Genomic DNA, 22,384 nt, shown 5'->3' on the forward strand with positions numbered 1-22,384 from the left:
GGGGTGTGCCGAATGTCCGTCGCGATCGTGGGACTGGCCTGTACCTATCCGGACGCGCCCGATCCGGGGACCCTGTGGGAGACGGTGATGTGGCGACGGCGGGCGTTCCTACGCCTCCCGGCCGAACGGCTGGACCTGGCCGACTACCACTCCCACGACCGGTCGGCCCCCGACCGCACCTACAGCGACCGCGCCGCCCTGATCGAGGGCTGGGAGTTCGACCGGGCTGCCTTCGGCGTCCCCGAGCCGGTCCACCGCGTCACCGACCCGGCCCACTGGCTGGCCCTGGAGACCGCGTCCCGAGCCCTGGCCGACGCCGGTCTGCCCGGTGGGGAGGGTCTCGACCGGGACAGGGCCGCGGTGGTCGTCGGCACCACCGCGGCCGGCGGGATCACCCGGGGCGCCACGCTCCGGCTGCGCTGGCCGCACGTACGGCGCGTGCTGGCCTCGGCACTGGCGAGGCTCTCCGGGGAGACGGCCGCCCGGCTGCTGGCCCAGGCGGAGGCCGAGTATCTGCGGCCATTCCCGGAGGCCTCGGACGAGAACCTGGCCGGAGGTCCGCCCGGCACGGTCGCCTCGCGCATCTGCGCCCATTTCGACCTGCGCGGCGGCGGATACACGGTGGACGGCGGATGCGCCTCGTCCCTGCTGGCGGTGATCACTGCCTGCCGCTCGCTGCTGGACGGCAGCGCGGACTTCGCCCTGGCCGGCGGCGTGGATCTCGGCCTCGACCCGTCCGAACTGGTCGGACTCGCCAAGGCGGGCGTGCTGGCGGGTGAGCGCATGCGGATCTACGACACCCGGTCGGACGGTCTCTGGCCGGGTGAGGGCTGCGGGATCGTCGCCCTGACGCGCACGGCCGACGCCCGCGCCGCCGGGCTCCGGATCTACGCGGAGATCGCCGGTTGGGGTGTGTCCTGCGACGGCAGGGGCGACGACGTCACCCGCTCCGACGCCGACGGCCGACTCCTGGCCCTGCGCCGCGCCTACGCCCAGGCCGATGTCTCCCCTGCCGAGGTCGCCCTGTTCGAAGGCGCCGGCACCGGCACCGCCGCCGGTGACACGGCCGAGCTCACCGCCCTCACCCGTCTTCTCTTCGAGGCCGTACGGCACGCGGCGGCCGAGCCCGGCGTCCTCCATCGGGCGACGGCTGGGCCCGTTGCCGGGCGGCGGGCGGCGATCGGGTCCGTCACCGCCAACATCGGGCACACCAGGGCGGCGGCCGGGGTCGCGGGCCTGATCAAGGCCGCCCTGAGCATCGCCTCCGGCGTGCTCCCCCCGACCACCGGCTGTGTGGACCCCCACCGCCTGCTTACCGTCCCCGGCACACCCCTGCGTGTGCTGCCCGCCGCCGAGCCGTGGCCCGCCGGTCCCCGTCACGCGGGGGTGAGCGCCGCGGGGTTCGGTGGTGTCAACGCCCATCTCGTCCTCAGCGCCCCCGACCCGGTGGACGCGGGCATCCGCCTCACCGCACCGGAGATCACCCCGGCCCGGCGGGCGGCCGACCGGCCCTCCCGGGAGGAGCCGCTGGTGTTCGCGTTCTCGGGGCAGGACGCGCGGGCCGTACGGCCGGTGCTGGAGCGGGTCGCCGACCAGGCGGTGCGGTGGTCGGAGGCGGAGCTCTGCGATCTCGCGTACGCGCTGGGGACCGCTCCGGCCGGGCCGGTGCGGATCGCGATCGTGGCGGGATCGGCGGAACAGCTGGCCGAGCGGGCTGGCATCGCCCTGGAGCGGTCGGCCGCTCCGGGATCCGGCCGGGAGACCGTCCTGCCGGGAATCCACTTCGGGCCGGGCGACAGGGATGGCGCTGACAGGGACGGCGCGGCACCGGCCCGCACCGGCCGGGGAGCGGACACCGTTCACCCGCGTGACGAGAACGCGGCCTCCCACTCCCCCGGCGATCTCCCCCCGGCCCAGGCCGCCGCGCTCTGGGCGGCCATGGCGATTCCGGACCTCACCCCCCTCTACGGCGGCCGGCCCACCCGCCCCATGGACATCTGGCGCGACCGTCTCTTCATCCCCGGCCCCTGCTCGTCCGTCCCGTACGGCGACGCCGCGGGCAGGCCCCCGGGCGACGCGGGCCGGGTGGATGACGGTCCGGTGGCCGGGGTGACGCGCTGGGTGAGGTGTTTCGCCGCGGACCCGGTGACCGGCGAAAGCAGCCCGCTCACCCTTGACCCGGCGGGGCCGCTCCCGGTGGGCCCCGCGGACGTGGTGCTGGTCAGCGGCGGCGGCGAGGGGATCGGGTTCGCCTGCGCCATGGCGCTGGCCGAGGCCGGTGGATGCGGGCTGGCCCTGCTCGGGCGGGAGGAGCCGGACCACGATGTGATCCTGATGGGCAACCTGAAGGAACTGACCGGCAGGGGGATCCGGTACGGCTACGCGGCGGCGGAGGTGGGCGACGCCGAGGAGGCGGCACGTGCCGTACGGGAGCTGGAGAGCACGCTGGGGCCGGTCACCATGGTGATCCACTCGGCGGGCGCCGGTGAGCCGGGCCGGGCCGCCGACCTCACGACCGAGGACGTCGAAGGGCGTGTCGCGTCCTGGCTGACCGGCCTGGACAACCTGCTCGCCGTCACCACGCCCCGGCGCGTCGTGACGTTCGGCCCGCCGATCGGCCGGTACGGCCCGGCCGACGCGGCGGTGCGGGAGCGGGTCGCGGGGATCGGCGGGCTGAACGTCGACTGGCCGGTGTGGGCAGGGACGGATCCGCAGGGGCCACCGGACGCGGCCGAGCTCCCGGCCTGCACCGATGAGGCGGCCATCACGTCGCGGGAGGGGGCGGAGCTGTTCCTCACCCTGCTCAGGACCGGTGACCTGCCGTCCGGCGTGGCCGTCCACGGCCGGCCCGACGGCCCTCCGGCCCCGTGCCCGGGGGGCGGCCGGTTCCTCGACGAGGTGCGCGTGCACGTCCCCGGGGTGGAGCTGGTCGCCGACAGCCGCCTGTCGCTCAGGAGCGACACCTACCTGGACGACCACCGGATCGACGGGCAGGCGGTGCTGCCCGCGGTGGTGGCGCTGGAGGCGATGGCGCAGGCCGCGGGGGCGCTGGCGGGGCGGCCGCTGGACGAGGCCGGGCAGATGACGTTCGACCGGCCGGTGGTCGTGCCCGACCGGGGCGGCACCACGATCCGGGTGTGCGCGCTCCGGCACGGGCAGACGGTCGAGGTGGTGGTCCGCAGCGAGGAGACCGGGTTCCACGTCGACCACTTCAGAGCGGTCTTCCCGGTGGACCCGGCCCACGAGGCGCTGGCCGTACCACAGCTGAACCGGGACGGCTCCGAGCCGCTGGGCGCCGGGGACCTGTACGGCGCGCTGTGCTTCCACACCGGGCGGTTCCAGCGGGTCAGGGAGCTCACCCTCGTCGAGGCGCGGGGGTGCCGGGGCGAGCTGCACGGCGACGACCCCGACGGTTGGTTCACGGGCAGGCCGGTGCTGGGCAGTCCGGGACTGAGCGACGCCACGATCCACGCGCTGCAGGCGTGCGTGCCACACCGGCGGCTGCTGCCGGTCGGCGGCGAGCGGCTGGTGGTCCGGCCGTCCCAGGGGGACGTGCGGCTGCACGCCGCCGAACGCCACCACGACGGGGGCGAGTACGTCTGGGACGTCACCGCCACCGACGTGCGCGGGCGGCTGGTCGCGGCGTGGACCGGGCTACGGCTGAGGGACGTCGGCCCGCTCCCCCGGCGCGACCCATGGCCGCCGAACCTGCTGGCCGTCTACCTGCAACGGGCCGCGGTCGCGCTCGGCCTCGATCCGGCGCTGCACGTGACCATGGACGGCGGGACGTCCCGCAGTCGGCTGGGCGACCTCATGCTCGGCGTGGACGGTCCGGCGTACTGCTCCTGGGGTCGGGTGGATGAAGCGCGAGAGTCTCTGGGAGAGACGTTCGCCCCGCTGGTCGACGAGCTGCGGCAGTGCTGCGACGAGCCCGGGGAGACCGTGGCCGCCCGGGTCTGGACGGCCGTCCGCTGCCTGTCGAAGGCGGCCCTGCCGCCGGCGACACCGCTTACCGTGGCGGGGGTCCACGAAGGCGGCTGGCTGCTGCTGCGGGCGGGGGCCGGACTGATCGCCTCGGCGGTGGTCCAGGTCAGGGGGGTGAGGGAGCCCGTAGCGGTCTCGATCATGACCGTGGAACGGCGTTGAGCCCCCGCTGGCCGCTCCGGCGGGTCCCGTGGGGGTGTGCGGGGTCCCGCCGCCCCGGCCGGAGCGCGGCCGGTCGCTCAGCCGATGCCCGGGCCGATCCGCTCCAGCACCCGCAGCGAGTCCTCCCATCTGACCTCCTTGAAGGCGCCGGAGGCGAGAGCCCGCTGGTAGACGCGGTAGGGCGCCTGCCCTCCGGTGGCGGGGTCGGGGTAGACGTCGTGGAAGACCAGCGCGCCGCCCGGCATGACGTGCGGGGCCCATCCCTCGTAGTCCTTGGTCACCGGCTCCTCCGAGTGGCCGCCGTCGATGAAGAGCATCGCCAGCGGGGTGTTCCACAGCCGGGCGACCTGCTCCGACCGGCCGACGACCGCGATGACCTCGTCCTCCAGCCCTGCGGAGGCGAGCGTGGTGCGGAAGGTGGGCAGCGAGTCCATCTTGCCGAAGCGGGGGTCCATCAGCGAGGGGTCGTGGTGCGCCCAGCCGGGCTGGATCTCCTCCGAGCCGCGGTGGTGGTCCACGGTCAGCACGACGGAACCGGCCTGCCGGGCTCCCGCGCCGAGGTAGACGGCCGATTTCCCGCAGTAGGTGCCGATCTCGCAGATCGGCCCGCGCGGGCCGTACGCGGAAGCCGTCTCGAACAGGACGAGACCCTCGGCGTGGGGCATGAAACCCTTGGCGCGCTGGGCCGCGTGCAGCAGGTCGGCGGGCATGGTCGGGTTGCTCATTGAGGCAGACTACCGAGACCGAACAACATTCCGAACGACCCTTGCCCGACCTTGTGGAACATGTTCTACTTTGCACCGTGAACCAGCGCGCTCACATCGTGATGACCGAGGACGAGATCACCGCTTTCATCGAAGGTTCGCGGAAGCTCCAGCTCGGCACGGTCAATTGGGCTCACCGCAAGCTCGCCACCGCGGCATAGGAGGCCCACATGGAGATCAAAGTTGACTATCTGGTCTGCGAGGCCAACGCGGTCTGCACCGGACTCGCCCCGGAGGTCTTCGAACTCGATGACGACGACCAGCTGCATGTGCTGTTGCCTGAGCCGCCGCCGGAGATGACGGACCGCGTCCGGCACGCCGTGCGGTCCTGCCCCAAAGCCGCACTCTCCCTTGAGGAGAACTAGGAGGACCCCCATGCGTGGTGCGCTTCTGCATGCCGTCGGTGACGACAAGCTCGACATCCGCGACGACTTCACCCTCGCGCCGACAGGTCCGGCGGACGTCCGCGTCAGGATCAGGGCGACCGGCGTCTGTCACTCCGACCTGTCGGTGATCAGCGGCGTGCTGCCCATGCCGCTCCCCGTCATCCCCGGGCACGAGGGCGCGGGCGAGGTGGTCGAGGTCGGCGACCATGTCACCACGGTCCAGCCCGGTGACCACGTCATCATCAACTGGACCCCGGCCTGCGGCAGCTGCGCGAACTGCCTGGTGAACCAGCCGTTCCTGTGCATGACCCACATGATGGACAGCTTCGTCAACGCCCGCTTCCGCTACGGCGGCGGCACTCCGGCGTTCGGCATGGCCGGGTGCGGCACCTGGTCCGAGGAGATCGTCGTGCCCTGGCAGGGAGCGATCAAGGTCGATCCCGAGGTGCCCTACGAGGTGGCGGCGCTGATCGGCTGCGGCATCACCACCGGTGTCGGCGCGGCCCTCAACACCGCCCGGGTGAAGGCCGGTTCGACCGTCGCGGTGGTCGGCGCCGGCGGCATCGGCCTCTCCATCATCCAGGGGGCCCGCATCTCCGGCGCGACCACGATCCTGGCGATCGACCCGCTGGAATCCAAGCACGAGCCGGCCAAGAAGGTCGGGGCCACCCACGCCGTCACCCCCGACCAGCTCATGGACGCGATCGGGTCGCTGACTGGCGGCAGGGGGTTCGACTACGGTTTCGAGGCCGTCGGCAAGTCCGCCGCCATCATGACCGCCTGGCAGGCCACCCGCCGTGGCGGCGACATGATCGTGGTGGGTGCGGGCGCGATGGACGACACCGTCCCGCTGAGCGCCTTCAGCCTGCTGTTCGAGGGCAAGAACATCCTCAGCTCGCTGTACGGCGGGTCGGACGTCCGCCGCGACTTCCCGTTCTTCGCCGAGCTCTACAGGTCCGGCAAACTCGACCTGGAGAGCATGATCAGCGCTCGCATCAGGCTCTCCGACCTCAACGACGCCGTGGCCGCGCTGAAGAGCGGCGAGGTCCTGCGCCAGATCGTCATCATGGACTGAGCCGGGTTCCGGTACGGCCCGCGCCCGCCGGTGCGACCGGAGGGCGCGGGCCGCACCCGTCTCACTCGGAGGAGAAGGCCGCGTCGAAGGAGGCGGTCGGCGGGGTGATGGCGTTGAGCCTGCGGATCACGCCCAGCGCCTCGGGGGCGCCGTCGAGGCGGTCCATGCCGGCGTCCTCCCACTCGATCGAGATCGGCCCGGCGTACCCGATCGCGTTCAACGCCCGGAAGCAGTCCTCCCACGGCACGTCACCCCGGCCGGTGGAGACGAAGTCCCAGCCGCGGCGCATGTCGGCCCAGGGCAGGTGGGAGGCCAGCCGGCCGCGCCGGCCGTCACCGGTGCGGACCTTGGCGTCCTTGCAGTCGACGTGGTAGATCCGGTCGGCGAAGTCCAGGATGAAGCCGACCGGGTCCAGCTCCTGCCAGACCATGTGGGAGGGGTCCCAGTTCAGCCCGAACGCCGGCCGGTGGCCGATCGCCTCCAGGGTGCGCACCGTGGTGTGGTAGTCGTAGGCGATCTCGCTGGGGTGCACCTCGTGGGCGAAGCGCACCCCGACCTCGTCGAAGACGTCCAGGATCGGGTTCCACCGGTCGGCGAAGTCGGCGTAGCCGTCCTCGATCATCGACGGCGGCACCGGGGGGAACATCGCGACGGTGTGCCAGACGGAGGAGCCGGTGAAGCCGATAACGGTGTCCACGCCGAGCTTGGCCGCGGCGCGGGCGGTGTCCTTGATCTCCTCCGCGGCGCGGCGGCGGACCTGCTCGGCGTCGCCCTCCCCCCAGATGCGGGCGGGCAGGATGGCCTGGTGGCGGGCGTCGATGGGGTGGTCGCAGACGGCCTGGCCGACCAGGTGGTTGGAGATGGCCCAGACCTTGAGGTTGTGCTTGGCCAGCACCTCGCGTTTACGTTCGACGTAGGAGTCGTCGGCCAGTGCCCTGTCGACTTCGAAGTGATCGCCCCAGCAGGCGATCTCCAGGCCGTCGTAGCCCCACTCGGAGGCCAGCCGGCACACCTCCTCGAACGGCAGGTCGGCCCACTGGCCGGTGAACAACGTGATCGGGCGGGTCACGATTCCTCCACTGGGGTGAAACGGCTGCTGTCGGCGGCGCTGGCCTCCACCGCCGCCAGGACGCGCTGGACGCGCAGGCCGTCGGCGAACGACGGCGAGGGAGCGGTACCGGCGGCGATCGCCTCGATGAAGTCCTTCACCTCGTGGGTGAAGGTGTGCTCGTAACCGAGCCCGTGACCGGGCGGCCACCACGCCGCCGCGTAGGGATGGTCGGACTCGGTCACGATGACCCGCCGGAAACCGGCCTCGGCGGCGGGCAGGGTGTGGTCGTGGAACCACAGCTCGTTCATCGCCTCGAAGTCGAAGGCCAGGCTGCCGGCCGAGCCGTTGACCTCGAGGCGCAGCGCGTTCTTACGGCCGGTGGCGAACCGGGTCGCCTCGAACATCCCCACCGCGCCCCCGCTGAAGCGGGCGGTGAACAGCGCGGCGTCGTCGACGTCGACCGTGCCCGTCCGCGAGGAGACGGCGTCGGCGCTCAGACCGGCGGAGGTCTCGGCCAGCGGCCGCTGCGTGACGAAGGTCTCGGTCAGCGCCGAGACACCGGTCAGGTGCTGGCCGGTGACGAACTGGGCGGTGTCGACGATGTGCGCGCCGATGTCGCCCAGCGCGCCGGAGCCGGCCCTGTCCTTCTGCAGCCGCCACACCAGCGGGAACTCGGGGTCGGCGATCCAGTCCTGCAGGTACTGGGCGCGGACGTGGTGCAGCTGTCCGAGCCGGCCCTCGGCGACCCACCGGTGGGCCAGCGCGATGGCCGGCACCCGCCGGTAGTTGAAGGCGACCATGGCGTACACGCCCCGGGCCGCGGCCCGCGCGGCGGCGTCGACCATCGCCTCGGCCTCGGCCACGCTGTTGGCCAGGGGCTTCTCGCAGATGACGTGCTTTCCGGCCTCCAGCGCGGCGATCGCGATCTCGGCGTGCGAGTCGCCGGGCGTGCAGATGTCGACCACCTGCACATCGTCACGGGCGATCAGATCCCGCCAGTCGGTCTCGGCCGCCGCCCAGCCCAGGTCTCGTGCCGCGGCGGAGGTGGCCTCCTTCGACCGCCCGCCCACGGCCGCCATCACCGGCCGGTAGGGCAGGTCGAAGAACGCTCCGACGCTCCGCCAGGCCTGGGAGTGCACCCGTCCCATGAACGCGTACCCGACCATGCCGATCCCCAGTGTCGGCCTGTCGTCTGCGGCCATCAGGACTCGAATCCGAGCGGCAGGTACTGAGCGACGTTGTCCTTGGTGATGGTCTCCGAGGCCAGCGTGATCGACTGGGGCACCTGGTTCTCCAGCAGGTCGCTCATCCCCTTGCCCTGCGCGATCAGGCGGGCCAGCTTGATCGCCGAGGCGGCCATCGTGGGACTGTAGGTCACCGTCGCCTCCAGCACCCCGTTCCCGGCCTGGATGTCACGCATCGCGTTGGCCGACCCTGCCCCGCCGACCATGAAGAACTCGCTGCGGCCGGCCTCCTTGACCGCCGCCAGCACCCCGATGCCCTGATCGTCGTCGTGGTTCCAGATCGCGTCGATCTTCTTGTGCGCCTGCAGCAGGTTGCTGGTCACCTTCGTGCCCGACTCCACGGTGAACTGCGCGTCCTGGCGGGCCGTCACCGTGAAACCGTAGGTCTTGAGCGCATCGTCGAAGCCCTTGCTGCGGTCCTGGGTCAGCGGCAGCGTCGCGATGCCCTGGATCTCCAGGATCACTGGGTCGCTCACCCCCTTGTCCTTGAGCTTCCTGCCGATGTAGTGGCCCGCCGCCACGCCCATGCCGTAGTTGTCACCACCGATCCAGGTGCGATACGACAGCTTGTCGGGGAACACCCGGTCCAGGTTGATCACCGGGATGCCCGCGTCGCTGGCCTGACGGGCGATCTGGTTGAGCTGCTGACCGTCGTTCGGCAGGATCACCAGGGCCGAGACCTTCGCCGCGATCAGCGACTCCACCGCCGAGATCTGCGCGTTGATGTCGTTGGTCGGCTCGACCGGCTTGAACTCCACATCGCTGTACTGCCTGGCCGCCGCCTCGGCGTTCTTGGCTATCGCGGCGATCCAGCCGTGATCGGCCGCCGGAGCGGAGAAGCCGATGACGACCTTGTCGCCGGGGCTGTCGTTACCACCGGCCGGCGCGGCGACCGGCGCCGACTCCGCCGCGGCGGGCTGAGCGTCCGGCTCGTTACCGGTGCAGGCGCTGACCAGCGCCCCGGCCCCGATGACGGCTCCGCCCAGAAGGAAACCCCGGCGGGCGACTCTCTCTGTCATGACCATGCTCCTTTTGGAGGGAAAAGCGTGAGAAGGGAAAAGGATTCGGTGGGTCCGACACGTTCAACAGGTCCGGCGGGTTCGGCGCGTTCGATGGGTTCGATGGGTTCGGCGGGTGGGGGATCCCGCGTCCCGCAGGCCCCCGACCAGGCCGCGGGAGGCGGGCCGGGTCAGGTCCGAAAGGTCAGCCCGCGCCGCTGCAGCAGCACGGCCACCACGATGATCAGGCCCTTGGCGATCAACTGATCGCTGGTGTTGAGCCCGTTGAGAATGAACAGATTCGTGATCACCGTGAAGATCAGCAGGCCCAGGATCGACCCGATGATCGACCCCCTCCCCCCGGTCAGCAACGTGCCACCGATGATCACAGCGGCGATCGCGTCCAGCTCGTACAGATCCCCGTGCGTGGACGACCCCGTCGTGGTCCGCGCCATGATCAGCACCGCCGCGATCCCGCAGCATAGCCCCGACAGCGCATACAGCCACATCGTGTGCCGGCGGACATCGATCCCGGCCAGCCGCGCCGCCTCCGGATTCCCGCCGACGGCGTAGGTGCGGCGGCCGAACGTGGTGCGGTTCAACACCACCCACCCGGCCGCCACCACCAGCGCGAACACATACACCAGCAGCGGCAGCCCCAGCACCCGGGTGGTCGACAGCGCCACGATCGCGTCGTTGCCCTGCTGTACCAGCTGCGTGCGGCGGTCCGACATCCGCTGCGCCAGACCGCGGGCGGCCACCAGCATCGCCAGCGTCGCGATGAACGGCACCATCCGCCCGTAGGCGATCAGCAGCCCGCTGACCAGGCCCGCCCCCGTGCCGACCAGCACCGCGCACACGATCATCACCAGCGGGCCGTAGGACTGGGTGGCCAGGGTGGTCGCCCACACCGAGGCCAGCGCCATCACCGCACCCACCGACAGGTCGATCCCCCCACCGATGATCACGAAGGTCGCGCCCACCGTGATAACCCCGATGGTGGCGGCCAGCGCCAGGATGCTCACCAGGTTGGAGGCGCTGGCGAAGGTGTCCGGCACGGTCACCAGCCCCACGGCCGCCAGCAGCACCAGCGCCACCAGCAGCCCCAGGTGCGGGACCTCGGCCAGCCGGCCCACCCGGCCGACGCTCACGGCCGGCCTGCGCCCCGCCGCCCCGTTCCGGCCGCCCTCCCCATCCGAGGACCTACTCGCGCCCTCCCCGGCCGAGGACCTGTCCGCGGCCTCCTCGTTCCGGCCGCCCTCCCCGGCCGAGGGCTCCACGGCGTCCACCGGGGTCGCGGGAGCCCCGCCTTGCGGATCGGTCACAGCGCACTCCCTTCCATGATCATGTCGAGTACTCGATGTTCGTCCAGGTCACGGGCATCGGCCTGGTGGATGACCTGGCCCTCACGGATCACCAGCACCCGGTCGGCCAGCCCCAGCACCTCGGGCACCTCGCTGGAGACCAGCAGCACCCCGATGCCTTCGTCGGCCAGCCGGCGCACCACCGCGTACAGCTCCGCCCGCGCGCCGACGTCCACCCCCCGGGTGGGCTCGTCCAGCAGCAGCAGCTTGCGGCCGTCGACCAGCCAGCGGGCCAGCACCGCCTTCTGCTGGTTACCACCCGACAACGTCTTGATCGGCCGGTCCGGATCACCCGGCCGGATGTCCAGCGACTCCACCAGACGCCGCGCCTCGGCCGCCTCCCGGCGCCGGTCCAGCCAGCCCCACCGCGAGTAGCGGCCCAGCCCGGCCAGCGTGATGTTGCGGGCCACGCTCTGATCCAGCAGCAACGCCTGAGCCTTACGCTCCTCCGGCGCCAGGCCCATGCCCAGCCTGACGGTCCGGGCCGTGCCCCCGCCCCGTACCGGCCGCCCCTCCAGCACGACACTGCCCGTATACCGGCGTGCCCCGTAGATCGCCTCGATGATCTCCGAACGGCCCGAGCCGACCAGCCCGGCCAGCCCCACGATCTCCCCCGCCCGTACCGCGAAGGACACGTCGGCGAACACCCCGGGGACAGCCAGCCCCTCCACCCGGACCACCTCCGCACGGCCCTCGTGAGCGCCCGGCTCGGGCCGCGGCGGGAAGACGTACTCGACGTTGCGGCCGGTCATCAACGCCACCACCTGCGAGGTCGGCGTGTCCCGGGCCGGCAGCCCCACCGCCACCGTGCGGCCGTCCTTGAGGACCGTCACCCGATCCCCGATCTGCCGGATCTCCTCCAGCCGGTGGGAGATGTAGATCACCGCCACCCCCTGGGCGGTCAGCTCCCGGATGATCCGGAACAGGTTGTCCACCTCGTCGTGGGCCAGCGCCGCCGAGGGCTCGTCCATGATGATCAGCCGGGTGTCGTGCGACAGCGCCCGCGCCATGCTGACCACCTGCTTGGCCGCCGGCGACAGCCGCCCCACCTCCCCGTTCGGCCGGATCTCCCCGTGCCCGAGCCGCTCCAGCAACCCTCGGGCGGCCCGCGCCGCCTGCCCCTGGTGGACGAACCCCAGCCGGGACGGCTCATGGCCGAGGAAGATGTTCTCGGCCACGCTCAGCCCGTCGACCAGGTCCAGTTCCTGGTAGATCGTGGAGACACCCGACCGGATCGCCGCGATCGGGCTGCTCAGCCGGACCTGCTCACCGCCCAGGGTGATGGTGCCCTCGTCCGGCTGGTGCGCCCCCGCGAGGATCTTGATCAGGGTCGACTTGCCCGCGCCGTTCTGGCCGAGCAGGCAGTGCACCTCCCCGGCACGGACGTCGAGATCGACGCCGTCCAGGGCGCGCACGCCGGGGAACTGCTTGACGATCCCCTTCATCAGCAACAGGGGACTGTCTTCGGACATGAGGCCTCGCTGGGAGTCAAGGTGCCGAGCCCGGGTCAGGGTGCCGCATTCGGTTGGTTATGCAGAAGCTAACCCTCATTTGCTCATGTTGTGAAGACCTTTTAGCCAACAGTCCGCAGACTTTTGCGGATTTGGGCAAAAGTCTGCGGACTCGCCCGGTCGGCCCCAACTCCCCTGGCAGACCAGAAAGGGCGCCCTCCGAAGAGCCATGCGCGGAGACGACAGGCTGCCGAACCGTCGCGGATAGTGATCGCGCGTGTGAATTTCTGCTAAAGTTTCTGCCCCGAACAGGGCGAGGGTCAACGACGACACTCCTCCCAGCACGGCCCCGCCCAGAGACCCGGGCTGGAGGCAAAGCATGCCCTCATCTCCGCCCCTACGAGTGATCCAGTGGGCTACCGGTGCCGTTGGCCGATCCTCCCTTCGCGCACTGATCACCCGTCCCGATTTCGATCTCGTCGGGGTTCTCGTCTACGACCCGGACAAGGTGGGGAAAGACGCTGGAACACTCGTCGGCCTAACCGAAGCCGGCGTCACCTGCACCGATGACGTTGACGAGATCCTCGCCCTGGACGCCGACTGCGTGCTGCACATGCCGCTGCCGACGCTCTACTTCGGCGGCGACCGGCCGTCCGACATCGAGATGATCTGTGCCCTGCTCGCCTCAGGCAAGAACGTCGTCACCACCACCGGTTTCGTGTACCCCCAGTGTTACGGCCCCGGCGTGGTGGAACGCCTGGAGTCCGCCTGCCAGGCGGGCAACTCCTCGCTGCACGGCACCGGTATCAACCCCGGCTTCATGAGCGACATCCTCCCGCTCGCCCTGACCGGGCTGTCCAACCGGATCGACCACATCTACGTCCGCGAGTCCTCCGACTTCCAGGGGCACCCGTCCCGGCGGATCGTGGTCGACCTGTTCGGCTTCACCCTCTCGGCCAAGGACTACGCCGGCGCCGTGCGCCCCTTCCGCGCCTTCCAGCGCGCGCTGTTCGCCGAGAGTGTCCAGTTCGTGGCCGGAGCCCTCGGTGTAACCCTCGACCAGGTCGAGGAGAGCGACGAGTTCGAGCTCGCGTCCGAGGAGTTCGAGATCGCCGCGGGGCTGGTCAGCGCCGGCACCGTGTGCGCATCCCGCTGGACGTTCACCGGTCTCGTCCGCGGACGTCCGTTCATGACCGTGGAGTGCGTCTACAAGGCCGACGCCGCCAAGGTCCACCGCTGGCCCGACCCCGGCTTCACCATCCATATCGAGGGCGTCCCCCAGATGACGCTCACCGTCGACGAGATGTCCCACGGTCTCGCCGGCGCCGCCGCCCACGCCGTCAACTCGGTGGCCGCTCTCTGCGCCGCCCCGCCCGGCATCCGCACCCTCCTCGACCTCCCCCTCGCCACCGGCCGCGGCACCGTCCGCCTGGCCTGACCAGCCCGATCCGGCGGTCACCGTACGGAGGCAGGTGGATCGGGGGCCTGCGCGCCGCAGGCGGAGATCTACGGCGGTTCGATCACCGTGCCCATCGAGCACGACCGGTCCCGTGCGGGGGCGCTCCGGGAAGGGGCGCTCCCGCCCGAGATCAGGGATGCGGAGCGAAGCGGCCGAAGCGGCCCTGGTGGTAGAGGAGAGGATGGCCGCCGGGGTCGAGGTTGGCCTCGATGACGAGGCCGACGACGAGAACATGGTCGCCTATGTCGACGGTGGAATAGGGGGCGCAGATCAGCTGGGCGGACACGCCGTTCAGCAGGGGCACGCCCAGAGGGCCGGAGTACCAGGAAGTGGGGGCGGCGAAACGGTCGGCACCCTTGCGTGCGAACCGGGAGGCCAGCTCGGCCTGGTCGCTGGCCAGCACGTTCACCGCGAAGTGATCGGCCTGACAGAGCCGGGGCCAGGTGGTCGAGGACTGGTCGACGTAGAAGGAGACCAGCGGGGGCACAAGACTGACCGAGGAGAACGAGGTGGCCGTCAGGCCGACCGGGATCCCCTCGGCCTGGGCGGTGACCACGACCACCCCGGCGGCGTGGACGGCCAGTGCCCGCCGGAACTGCTCGGCGTCGACCGCCCTGCCGGACATGGTCTCGGTCATGGCTTCTCGATCCGCACGATCACTTTTCCTCCTCGGCGGCATGAAACACGCTTATGGTCCGCAACTCATTCATAACTCCATCTCTTCCCGATATCACGCCGAAACTTCCTCTCTGAGTACCGCAGCCACCTGAGAAGCGGCCGTACCCGAGCGATCTTCCACCGGCGATTACGCGGGGAACCAGAGGTCGGGCTCGCCCGCGACCCGGCGCAGGCGACCCCTGGCCTCCAGCCAGACCAGGTGCGCCAGCGTCTCGTTGTTGGCCCCCCGGCGCATGAACGGCGGGATGGTCTCCCACGGACGCGACCACGTCAGTCTGGTTGCCGCGTCCCAGCAGGTGATCCCGTCCGCGGCGCCGACCGCCGCCTCGATCTCGGCCAACCGCTCCTCGTGGTGGGCGATCACATGGTCGACCCGGTCGGCCAGCTCCAGGAACCGGTACTCATGCGCGGGCAGCACCTCGTCCACGTCGAACTTGCCTACCGCCGCCAGCGCCCCGAGGTAGTCGGCGAGCGGGTTGGGTGCGGACTGCGAATGGACGGCCACGATGGGTGTGATCCTGGGGAGCACGTGGTCGCCGGAGAACAACAGCCGCCGTTCCTGCTCGACGAAGCACAGGTGGCCCGGCGAGTGGCCGGGCGTCCAGATCGCCCGCAGGTCCCAGCCCGGCAGATCGAGGCGGTCGCCGTCCTCGATCAGCCGGTCGGGCATGGCCATGCTCACGTGGTGCCGGATCATCATCGAGGCCCCGGCCAGCTCGTCCAGCGTGAGACTCGGCACTCCGGCCCGCGCCAGCAGCTCGCGTTCCCGCGCCACCAGCGCGTCGACCTTGTCCTCGTCGTAGCGGCCGTGCAGCAGCCGGGAGTCCGCCGGGTGCAGCCCGATCCAGGCGCCCGACACCTCGCGGATCCGTCCGGCCAGCCCGTAGTGGTCGGGGTGGATGTGGGTGACCAGGATGGCCTTGACGTCGGTCACCTCGTATCCGGCGACCGCGAGTCCAGCCGCCAGCGCGCCGTACGCCTCGTCGGTGTTCCACCCCGCGTCCACGATCGCCACCCCGTCGGGGAGTTCGAACGCGTAGACCAGCACGTAGCGGAGAGGGTTGATGGGGATCGGCACCGGAATCGACCACAGCCCCGGCCGCACCCGCTCCACCTCGGGGAACCCCCCGCTCCTCCATGCCGCGCGCTGCGCCTCGTTCGCCGGTGTCACCATGTCCCGGACTCCCTTCGTCGCCCCGATTGTGCCCTCCCAACCGAACCATGTTCTACGCGGGGTGGCATACGGTCTAACCATGAAGCTGGGACGTGAGATCTCCGACGCCGGACGCTTCATCCGGCAGCCGAACCGGTTCACCGCACGCATCGAGGCGGGCGGCGAGCATCCGCCCGAGCCGGGCCGCTATCAGCTCTACGCCTCCTACGCCTGCCCGTGGGCGCACCGCTCGCTCATCGTGCGCGAGCTGCTCGGCCTCCAGGACGTCGTCGGCGTGACGATCGTGGACCCGATCAGGGACGAGAAGGGCTGGCGCATCCCCGGGAACGATCCGGTCACCGGCGTGGAGTATCTCTCGGAGCTCTACCTGGCGACCGACCCCGGCTACGAGGGCCGCTACACCGTGCCCTGCGTCTGGGACCGTACGGCCAAGCGCCTGGTCACCAACGACTACCCGCAGATCACGCTCACCCTGGAGACCGCCTTCGCACCGTGGCACGCCCAGGACGCGCCCGACCTCTACCCCGCCGAGCTGCGCGGGGAGATCGACGCGCTGAACGAGGTGATCTTCAACGGGCTCAACAACGGCGTCTACCGAGCCGGGTTCGCCACCTCCCAGGAGGCCTACGACGAGGCGGTCACCCAGGTCTTCGACACCCTGGACCTGCTGGAGGAACGGCTCGCCACCCGGCCCTACCTGCACGGCGACGCGCTCACCGAGAGCGACGTCCGGCTCTACCCGACGCTCGCCCGGTTCGACGCGGTCTACCACTCCCACTTCAAGTGCGCGATCAGACGCCTGACCGACTACCCCGCCCTCTGGGCCTACGCCCGCGGCCTGTACGCCATCCCGGCCTTCCGTGACACCACCGACTTCGACCACATCAAACGGCACTACTTCATGACCCAGACCAACATCAACCCGACCCGGATCGTGCCACAGGGCCCAGAACTCGACTGGACCGCGGACTGATCACCGGGATGCGTCAGGCGCGGCCGGTGCTAGGCGCTCTTCTCCGCGGCCTCGACCACGTTGGTCAGCAGCAAGGCCCGGGTCATCGGGCCCACACCGCCGGGGTTGGGGGCGAGGAAACCCGCGACGTCCTTGACGTCGGGGGCGACATCGCCGGCGATCTTGCCATCGACCCGGGAGACCCCGACGTCGAGCACGGCGGCGCCGGGCTTGACCATGTCGGCCGTGATCAGGTGCGGCACGCCCGCGGCGGCGACGACGACGTCGGCGCGACGGGTGTGAGCGGCCAGATCCTCGGTGCCGGTGTGGCAGAGGGTGACGGTGGCGTTCTCCGAGCGGCGGGTCAGCAGCAGGCCGAGTGAGCGGCCCACGGTGATGCCCCGCCCGACCACGACGACCTCGGCGCCCTTGATCGGCACACCGTACTCCTGCAGGAGCAGGACGATGCCGTGCGGGGTGCAGGGCAGCGGCGCGTCGACCATGTGGACCAGGCGGCCCAGGTTGACCGGGTGCAGGCCGTCGGCGTCCTTCGCCGGGTCCATCCGCTCGATCAGCGCCATGGTGTCGAGGTGGCGGGGCAGCGGGAGCTGGACGATGTAGCCGGTGCACTCCTCGGCCGCATTGAGCTCGTCGATGACCGCCTCGACCTCGGCCTGGGTGGCGGTCGCCGGCAGGTCCCTGCGGATGGAGGCGATGCCGACCTCGGCGCAGTCGCGGTGCTTGCCCGCCACGTAGATCTGGCTGCCCGGGTCGTCGCCGACCAGGACGGTGCCGAGCCCGGGGGTGATACCCCGCTCTTTCAGCACGGCGACACGCGCCGCGAGGTCTGCCTTGATCTTCGCCGCGGTGGCCTTGCCGTCCAGAATCTGCGCACTCAAGGGTTCAGTCCTTCCAAGTGGTCATCCGCGCTCCGCGTCCCTGCGCTCAATGATCCTGCGCGTGAAGGGAATGATCTCCACGGCCTTGGCCCCAAGGTAGGCGGCGCCGAAGGCGAAGATGAGGAGCAACCAGGGACTCTCCCAGAATCCACTCATGATCACAAAGGCGTTCAGGGTGCCGTCCAGCAAAGGCATGAGGGATCTCCATGGAGGTGACGGAGGGGATGCTTCAGGTTAACTACGGTTCAAACCTTCTCCGGCCAGAAAATCTGTCCGGTCCGTCACTTTCCTATCTCTGATGTACGGCTGCCCCGGTGGTGCGGCAGCCGTACACCTGTGCGTAGATCAGTGGAAGAAGTGGCGGGCGCCGGTGAAGTAGAGGGTGACCCCGGCGGCCTCGGCCGCGGCGATCACCTCTCCGTCCCTGATGGAGCCGCCGGGTTCCACGACCGCCTTCACCCCGGCGTCGATGAGCACCTTGAGGCCGTCGGCGAACGGGAAGAACGCGTCGGAGGCCGCGGCGGAACCCCGGGCGCGGTCGCCCGCGCGGGAGACCGCGAGCTGCGCCGAGTCGACCCGGTTGACCTGGCCCATGCCGACGCCGACGCTCGCGCCGCCGGCGGCGAGCAGGATCGCGTTGGACTTCACCGAGCGGCAGGCCTTCCAGGCGAAGGCCAGGTCGGCGAGGACCTCGGCGGAGGCGGCGGGGCCCGCCTTGAGCTCCCAGGTGGACGGGTCGTCGCCGGGGGCGTTCACTCGGTCGGTGGTCTGCACCAGCAGGCCCCCGTCGATCCGGCGGAACTCGGCCGCGTTGCCGGGCCCCTCCGGGCAGGCCAGCAGCCGGATGTTCTTCTTCTCGGTGAGCACGGCCAGCGCCTCGGCGGTGAAGGCCGGGGCCACCACGACCTCGGTGAACACCTCGGCGACCTGCCGCGCCATCGCCTCGGTGACCTCGCTGTTGACCGCGATCACCCCGCCGTACGCGGAGACCGGGTCACAGGCGTTGGCCTTGCGGTGCGCCTCGGCGACATCGGCGCCGACCGCGATGCCGCACGGGTTCTGGTGCTTGATGATCGCCACGGCGGGCTCGGCGAAGTCCCAGGCGGCCCGCCAGGCGGCGTCGGCGTCAAGGTAGTTGTTGTAGGACATCTCCTTGCCGTGCAACTGCTCGGCGTTGGCCAGGCCGTCGCGCCCGCCGGAGTACAGCGCCGCCCCCTGGTGCGGATTCTCGCCGTAGCGCAGCGGCGACCGGAGCGTCCACGCGGCGCCCATGTAGCGTGGCCAGGCCCCTTCCTCGGCGGCGTAGACGTCCGCGAACCAGGAGGCGACGGCGGTGTCGTAGGCGGCGGTGTGGGCGTACGCGGCGGCGGCGAGGCGGCGCCGCTCGGTGAGGGTGAAGCCACCCTCGGCCACCGCGGCGAGCACGTCACCGTAGGCGCCGGGATCGACCACGATCGCGGCCGTGCCGTGGTTCTTGGCCGCGGCCCGGATCATCGCGGGGCCGCCGATGTCGATCTGCTCCACGCAGTCGCGGTCGGAGGCGCCGGAGGCCACGGTCTCCTGGAACGGGTAGAGGTTGACCACCACCAGCTCGAAGGGGGCGATCTCCAGCTCTTCGAGCTGCTTGACGTGGGCGGGATTGCCGCTGTCGGCCAGCAGGCCGGCGTGCACGCGCGGGTGCAGGGTCTTGACGCGGCCGTCAAGGCACTCGGGAAACCCGGTCAGTGCTTCGACGGGAGTGACGGGGACGCCGAACGAAGCGATCTTCGCGGCGGTCCCTCCGGTGGAGACGATCTCCACACCCGCGGCGTCGAGCCCGTGGGCCAGCTCCTCCAGCCCGCTCTTGTCATACACCGCGATCAACGCGCGCCGGATGGCGATGCGGGTCACTTCGTGCTCCTCTTGTCTGGTTCCGGTCTCATCCGGGGCGCCCGGCTCATCTGCCGGGTCGTCCGAGGCGAAAGATCCTGCCGGTCACGGTCCAGCCCTCACGGGCCATCCGTCCGACGGTGTCGACGAGCAGGCTCCGCTCGACGGTCTTGATGCGTTCGTGCAGGGTGGCCTCGTCGTCGCCCTCCAGCACGGGCACGGCCTTCTGGGCGACGATCGGCCCGGTGTCGACCCCCGCGTCGGCGAGCATCACGGTGCAGCCGGTGATCCGCACGCCGTACGAGAGGGCGTCACGGACCCCGTGCGCCCCCGGGAAGGCGGGCAGCAGCGCGGGATGGGTGTTGAGCACCGGGAAGGCGGACAGCGTCGGCGCACCGAGGATCTTCATGAATCCCGCGCAGACGACCAGGTCCGGCCGGTGCTCGGCGATCCGCGCCGCGACGGCCCGGTCCCAGGCGTCCCGTCCGGGGTGGTCGGCCAGCCTCTCGACGAAAGTGGGGAGACCGGCCCGTTCCGCGCGGGCCAATCCCTCGATACCGTCACGGTCGGCCCCCACCGCCACGATCCGGGCACCGTAAGACTCGTCTGCCGCAGCGTCCAGCAGGGCCTGTAGGTTGGTTCCAGAACCGGACACGAGGACCACAAGCCGAGCGGCCTGGGATGACACCGACGCACTCCATTCGGACGGGGACTCACGCCGCTGCAAGGGTATCTGCCTGTCCACTCACACGATGCAAGGAGGTCAGGTGACGACTCCCGTCCAGGCACGGCCGGCGGAGGGCGCGGGACGACGGGCGTTGTGGCTCGCGTTCTCCTCGGTGGTGCTGACGCTCTTGCTCCCCCTGGCGGGGCTCGTCATGTCGATCTTCGCCCTCGTCGCCTCGATCCGCGCGATCCGGGCCCTGCGGTCGGTGACCAAGCCATCGACCCCCGCGGTCCTCGGCATCGTCGTGTCGTCGCTGGCGCTGCTGATCTCCCTGGGAGTGACCGCGATGCAGTTCTACTTCAGCGACGAGCTGAGCGCCTACGCCGAGTGCCGCAAGGGGGCGGGCACCGTCACCGCCCAGAACGAGTGCGTGGATCATCTCGAACGGGCGATGGAGAAGAAGATGCCCTTCGTCCAGCCTGGCGACGTGCGGTTCCCCTTCCCTCCCTGAGGGGGCTAGTCACGGTCCCAGGCGTAGGGATCCAGGTAGATCACGTGCCCGCCCTTGTCGTCGGACTCGTCCACGATGTCACGCCGGGGCGGGCGTGGCGGTTCGCGGTGGTGTGCCGCCGGCGGGTTCTCCGCCGCCGCCGAGGCGTGCTCGTCCTCCCAGTCGTCCTTGATGATCGGGATCGGCTGGGTGTCGCACTCGGTGGCGTCCATCCAGTGGCCGGGGAGCATGCGGGGTCCGTCCGGCTCGGCGAGCCCGACCTTGTCGGCCACCGCCCCCGCCGCCCTGGCGATCCTGGCCCCCGCCCTGCGGACCGGCTCGGTCGCCGCGCCGACCTTGGCGGCGGCCTTGGCCACGACCGGGTTGTATCCCCGGAAGATCAGCCACCAGTTGGCCAGCCCCGCCGAGATGCCCGCGGCGACGCCCACCTCCAGCGTCACCGAGAGCATGACCTCCCAGGCCGCGGGTCCGACCGCGGAGAGCCTCTCCCCGCCCAGTGAGCCACCGGACAGCGCGGCCAGCCCCCCGGCCGCCGCGCCGGTCACCAGCCCGCAGACGAACCCCCACAGCGGCGCGCCCTCGTACGACGGCGACGGCGCGATCCTGACGCCCAGGACGCCCGCCACCGCCCCCGCCGCGAACGGCAGCGCGATCACCACCATCACCCATGCCGGGGTGGTACCCGACTCCGGCAGAGCGCCCAGGAGCGGCAGGCTTGGCACGGTCCCGAGCTGGACGCCCGTCGGCGCGACCAGCGTGCCGGTACCGACCGCGAAGCCCGGCCCGGCGATGTAGGCCATCCCCCAGATGACCGCGTTGAGCAGGTAGAGACCCTGGACCAGCAGGAGCAGCAGTCCGCCGACGAAGCCCGGTGACAGGACGCCGGAGAGCTCCTGGACCTGTCTGAAGTTCACCACGATGGCGCCGAGCACCATGAGGGCGCCCGCCACGAGCATGATCCCCAGCGCGGCGGCCGAGGCGGCCATGACCGAGCGCAGCCGTTCGGGCAGCAGGCGCAGCATCGACCGCCACGGCCCGACCGTCCTGGCGGTGGCCAGCGAGCCCGCGAGGAAGGCCAGTACGAGATGGCTGACCAGCACGTCGCCGAGGAACGGCTGGGTGACCTCGTTCCTGGTGACCAGCGCGATGATTCCGGCCAGCAGCGCGTACGGCGCCGCCAGCGAGACGCCCGCCTGGGCGACCAGTACGAGCTGAGCCCGGCGCCGGGCGTTGGCCTCGTCCTTCGGACTGTTCTTGGGCAGCCGGGCGGGGAGCCGCAGCCGCAGGTCCGCGTCCCGGGCCATCCAGATCCCGGCGCGGTACAGCAGGATGGCCGGAAGCACGGTCAGCCCGAGCGGGAGCAGCCCGAGCGAGCCGCCCGGAATGGCGAACCCCGCGTGGTGTGCCGCCAGCCAGAGCTGTGCCGCGGCGCGGAAGACTCCCGGCAGTCCCGGGCCGAGCGCGCCCTTGGGAGAGGCGATCCAGCCGACCAGGGTGAGGGTGGTGAGCACCGTCAGCCCCACGCCGAGCGTCCAGGCGGCGGCGAGCATCCCGGAGACGGGAAGCGGCCGTCGGACGTCGTCGTCACCCGTGACGCCGGGTAGGGGGATACGGCTGAGGACGTTACGGGGAACCGTCCGGAGCTGATCGAGAAGGGCCGTCACAATAGTCGATGGTCTCAGGATCTTCCGCGTGG

Annotated in this window: 20 protein-coding genes; 7 read left to right on the forward strand and 13 right to left on the reverse strand. The window is 71.1% G+C overall.

Translation table 11 applies throughout. The annotated features are described in order from the left end of the window. Positions 1–12: 12 nt before the first annotated feature. Positions 13–4,146: an SDR family NAD(P)-dependent oxidoreductase gene (locus tag ACIN94_RS11690; RefSeq protein ID WP_400703357.1), complete on the forward strand. Its 4,134-nt coding sequence runs from the start codon at positions 13–15 to the stop codon at positions 4,144–4,146. Between the two features lie 77 nt (positions 4,147–4,223). Here the strand turns inward: ACIN94_RS11690 and ACIN94_RS11695 are convergent, their stop codons facing one another. Beyond that, complete coding sequence (locus ACIN94_RS11695; RefSeq protein WP_400703360.1) at positions 4,224–4,871, reverse strand: class I SAM-dependent methyltransferase; 648 nt, start codon at positions 4,869–4,871, stop codon at positions 4,224–4,226. 77 nt (positions 4,872–4,948) lie between these two features. On the opposite strand from ACIN94_RS11695, the gene ACIN94_RS11700 reads away from it, so the two are divergent. Genes ACIN94_RS11700 through ACIN94_RS11710 form a run of 3 tightly spaced genes read left to right on the forward strand, consistent with a single transcriptional unit; the run spans position 4,949 to position 6,371 of the window. After that, positions 4,949–5,071, forward strand: a complete 123-nt coding sequence (locus ACIN94_RS11700; protein WP_400703363.1) for a hypothetical protein — start codon at positions 4,949–4,951, stop codon at positions 5,069–5,071. Positions 5,072–5,080: 9 nt separating this feature from the next. Further along, positions 5,081–5,275: a ferredoxin gene (locus ACIN94_RS11705; protein WP_400703366.1), complete on the forward strand. Its 195-nt coding sequence runs from the start codon at positions 5,081–5,083 to the stop codon at positions 5,273–5,275. Between the two features lie 10 nt (positions 5,276–5,285). Then, positions 5,286–6,371, forward strand: coding sequence for a Zn-dependent alcohol dehydrogenase (locus ACIN94_RS11710; RefSeq protein ID WP_400703369.1), 1,086 nt, complete (start codon positions 5,286–5,288; stop codon positions 6,369–6,371). A gap of 61 nt (positions 6,372–6,432) precedes the next feature. On the opposite strand, the gene ACIN94_RS11715 is transcribed toward ACIN94_RS11710, so the two are convergent. The 5 genes from ACIN94_RS11715 to ACIN94_RS11735 form a co-directional block, all read right to left on the reverse strand. Continuing rightward, complete coding sequence (locus tag ACIN94_RS11715) at positions 6,433–7,440, reverse strand: sugar phosphate isomerase/epimerase family protein (protein WP_400703372.1); 1,008 nt, start codon at positions 7,438–7,440, stop codon at positions 6,433–6,435. After that, positions 7,437–8,624, reverse strand: a complete 1,188-nt coding sequence (locus tag ACIN94_RS11720) for a Gfo/Idh/MocA family protein (RefSeq protein WP_400703375.1) — start codon at positions 8,622–8,624, stop codon at positions 7,437–7,439. Before ACIN94_RS11720 ends, ACIN94_RS11715 begins: the two co-directional genes overlap by 4 nt. After that, entirely contained in the window at positions 8,624–9,685 is a 1,062-nt protein-coding gene (locus ACIN94_RS11725; protein WP_400703378.1) for a substrate-binding domain-containing protein, read from the reverse strand. Before ACIN94_RS11725 ends, ACIN94_RS11720 begins: the two co-directional genes overlap by 1 nt. A gap of 170 nt (positions 9,686–9,855) precedes the next feature. After that, a complete protein-coding gene (locus tag ACIN94_RS11730; protein ID WP_400703381.1) occupies positions 9,856–10,989 on the reverse strand; it encodes an ABC transporter permease in 1,134 nt (377 codons plus the stop codon). Further along, positions 10,986–12,500, reverse strand: a complete 1,515-nt coding sequence (locus ACIN94_RS11735) for a sugar ABC transporter ATP-binding protein (RefSeq protein WP_400703384.1) — start codon at positions 12,498–12,500, stop codon at positions 10,986–10,988. Before ACIN94_RS11735 ends, ACIN94_RS11730 begins: the two co-directional genes overlap by 4 nt. Before the next feature lie 358 nt (positions 12,501–12,858). Here ACIN94_RS11735 and ACIN94_RS11740 point away from each other — a divergent pair, with 358 nt between their 5' ends. Beyond that, positions 12,859–13,917: a dihydrodipicolinate reductase gene (locus ACIN94_RS11740; RefSeq protein WP_400703387.1), complete on the forward strand. Its 1,059-nt coding sequence runs from the start codon at positions 12,859–12,861 to the stop codon at positions 13,915–13,917. A 151-nt stretch (positions 13,918–14,068) separates the two neighbouring features. Here the strand turns inward: ACIN94_RS11740 and ACIN94_RS11745 are convergent, their stop codons facing one another. Together ACIN94_RS11745 and ACIN94_RS11750 are read right to left on the reverse strand one after the other, a co-directional pair. After that, positions 14,069–14,575, reverse strand: a complete 507-nt coding sequence (locus ACIN94_RS11745; protein ID WP_400703390.1) for a flavin reductase family protein — start codon at positions 14,573–14,575, stop codon at positions 14,069–14,071. 168 nt (positions 14,576–14,743) lie between these two features. Further along, positions 14,744–15,790, reverse strand: coding sequence for an MBL fold metallo-hydrolase (locus ACIN94_RS11750; RefSeq protein WP_400703393.1), 1,047 nt, complete (start codon positions 15,788–15,790; stop codon positions 14,744–14,746). A gap of 79 nt (positions 15,791–15,869) precedes the next feature. Between ACIN94_RS11750 and ACIN94_RS11755 the strand changes: the two genes are divergently transcribed. Beyond that, on the forward strand, positions 15,870–16,763 hold the full coding sequence (locus ACIN94_RS11755) for a glutathione S-transferase family protein (RefSeq protein ID WP_400703396.1): 894 nt from the start codon (positions 15,870–15,872) through the stop codon (positions 16,761–16,763). A gap of 29 nt (positions 16,764–16,792) precedes the next feature. On the opposite strand, the gene ACIN94_RS11760 is transcribed toward ACIN94_RS11755, so the two are convergent. The 4 genes from ACIN94_RS11760 to purN all read right to left on the reverse strand — a co-directional run bounded on the left by ACIN94_RS11760 (position 16,793) and on the right by purN (position 20,198). Continuing rightward, positions 16,793–17,641 (reverse strand): bifunctional methylenetetrahydrofolate dehydrogenase/methenyltetrahydrofolate cyclohydrolase, encoded by an 849-nt coding sequence (locus tag ACIN94_RS11760; RefSeq protein ID WP_400703399.1) that lies wholly within the window; start codon positions 17,639–17,641, stop codon positions 16,793–16,795. A gap of 21 nt (positions 17,642–17,662) precedes the next feature. Then, entirely contained in the window at positions 17,663–17,836 is a 174-nt protein-coding gene (locus ACIN94_RS11765) for a hypothetical protein (protein WP_400703402.1), read from the reverse strand. 150 nt (positions 17,837–17,986) lie between these two features. Further along, positions 17,987–19,531: a bifunctional phosphoribosylaminoimidazolecarboxamide formyltransferase/IMP cyclohydrolase gene (gene purH / locus ACIN94_RS11770; RefSeq protein ID WP_400703405.1), complete on the reverse strand. Its 1,545-nt coding sequence runs from the start codon at positions 19,529–19,531 to the stop codon at positions 17,987–17,989. A gap of 46 nt (positions 19,532–19,577) precedes the next feature. Further along, complete coding sequence (gene purN, locus ACIN94_RS11775) at positions 19,578–20,198, reverse strand: phosphoribosylglycinamide formyltransferase (RefSeq protein ID WP_400703408.1); 621 nt, start codon at positions 20,196–20,198, stop codon at positions 19,578–19,580. Between the two features lie 79 nt (positions 20,199–20,277). On the opposite strand from purN, the gene ACIN94_RS11780 reads away from it, so the two are divergent. After that, positions 20,278–20,688, forward strand: coding sequence for a hypothetical protein (locus ACIN94_RS11780; RefSeq protein WP_400703411.1), 411 nt, complete (start codon positions 20,278–20,280; stop codon positions 20,686–20,688). Positions 20,689–20,693: 5 nt separating this feature from the next. Here ACIN94_RS11780 and ACIN94_RS11785 read toward each other — a convergent pair whose 3' ends face one another. After that, positions 20,694–22,352 carry a DUF6350 family protein gene (locus tag ACIN94_RS11785; RefSeq protein ID WP_400703414.1) on the reverse strand — a complete coding sequence of 553 codons (1,659 nt, stop codon included), beginning with the start codon at positions 22,350–22,352 and terminating at the stop codon, positions 20,694–20,696. Positions 22,353–22,384: the final 32 nt, after the last annotated feature.

Source organism: Streptosporangium sp. NPDC087985 (genome assembly GCF_044741965.1).
Taxonomy (GTDB): domain Bacteria; phylum Actinomycetota; class Actinomycetes; order Streptosporangiales; family Streptosporangiaceae; genus Streptosporangium.

What these genes read in the sequence shown, in the direction of transcription:
- ACIN94_RS11690 (WP_400703357.1), top strand. Translation starts at nt 13, where the DNA reads ATGTCCGTCGCGATCGTGGGACTGGCCTGTACCTATCCGGACGCGCCC.
- ACIN94_RS11695 (WP_400703360.1), bottom strand. Translation starts at nt 4,871, where the DNA reads ATGAGCAACCCGACCATGCCCGCCGACCTGCTGCACGCGGCCCAGCGC.
- ACIN94_RS11705 (WP_400703366.1), top strand. Translation starts at nt 5,081, where the DNA reads ATGGAGATCAAAGTTGACTATCTGGTCTGCGAGGCCAACGCGGTCTGC.
- ACIN94_RS11710 (WP_400703369.1), top strand. Translation starts at nt 5,286, where the DNA reads ATGCGTGGTGCGCTTCTGCATGCCGTCGGTGACGACAAGCTCGACATC.
- ACIN94_RS11720 (WP_400703375.1), bottom strand. Translation starts at nt 8,624, where the DNA reads ATGGCCGCAGACGACAGGCCGACACTGGGGATCGGCATGGTCGGGTAC.
- ACIN94_RS11725 (WP_400703378.1), bottom strand. Translation starts at nt 9,685, where the DNA reads ATGACAGAGAGAGTCGCCCGCCGGGGTTTCCTTCTGGGCGGAGCCGTC.
- ACIN94_RS11735 (WP_400703384.1), bottom strand. Translation starts at nt 12,500, where the DNA reads ATGTCCGAAGACAGTCCCCTGTTGCTGATGAAGGGGATCGTCAAGCAG.
- ACIN94_RS11740 (WP_400703387.1), top strand. Translation starts at nt 12,859, where the DNA reads ATGCCCTCATCTCCGCCCCTACGAGTGATCCAGTGGGCTACCGGTGCC.
- ACIN94_RS11745 (WP_400703390.1), bottom strand. Translation starts at nt 14,575, where the DNA reads ATGACCGAGACCATGTCCGGCAGGGCGGTCGACGCCGAGCAGTTCCGG.
- ACIN94_RS11750 (WP_400703393.1), bottom strand. Translation starts at nt 15,790, where the DNA reads ATGGTGACACCGGCGAACGAGGCGCAGCGCGCGGCATGGAGGAGCGGG.
- ACIN94_RS11755 (WP_400703396.1), top strand. Translation starts at nt 15,870, where the DNA reads ATGAAGCTGGGACGTGAGATCTCCGACGCCGGACGCTTCATCCGGCAG.
- ACIN94_RS11765 (WP_400703402.1), bottom strand. Translation starts at nt 17,836, where the DNA reads ATGCCTTTGCTGGACGGCACCCTGAACGCCTTTGTGATCATGAGTGGA.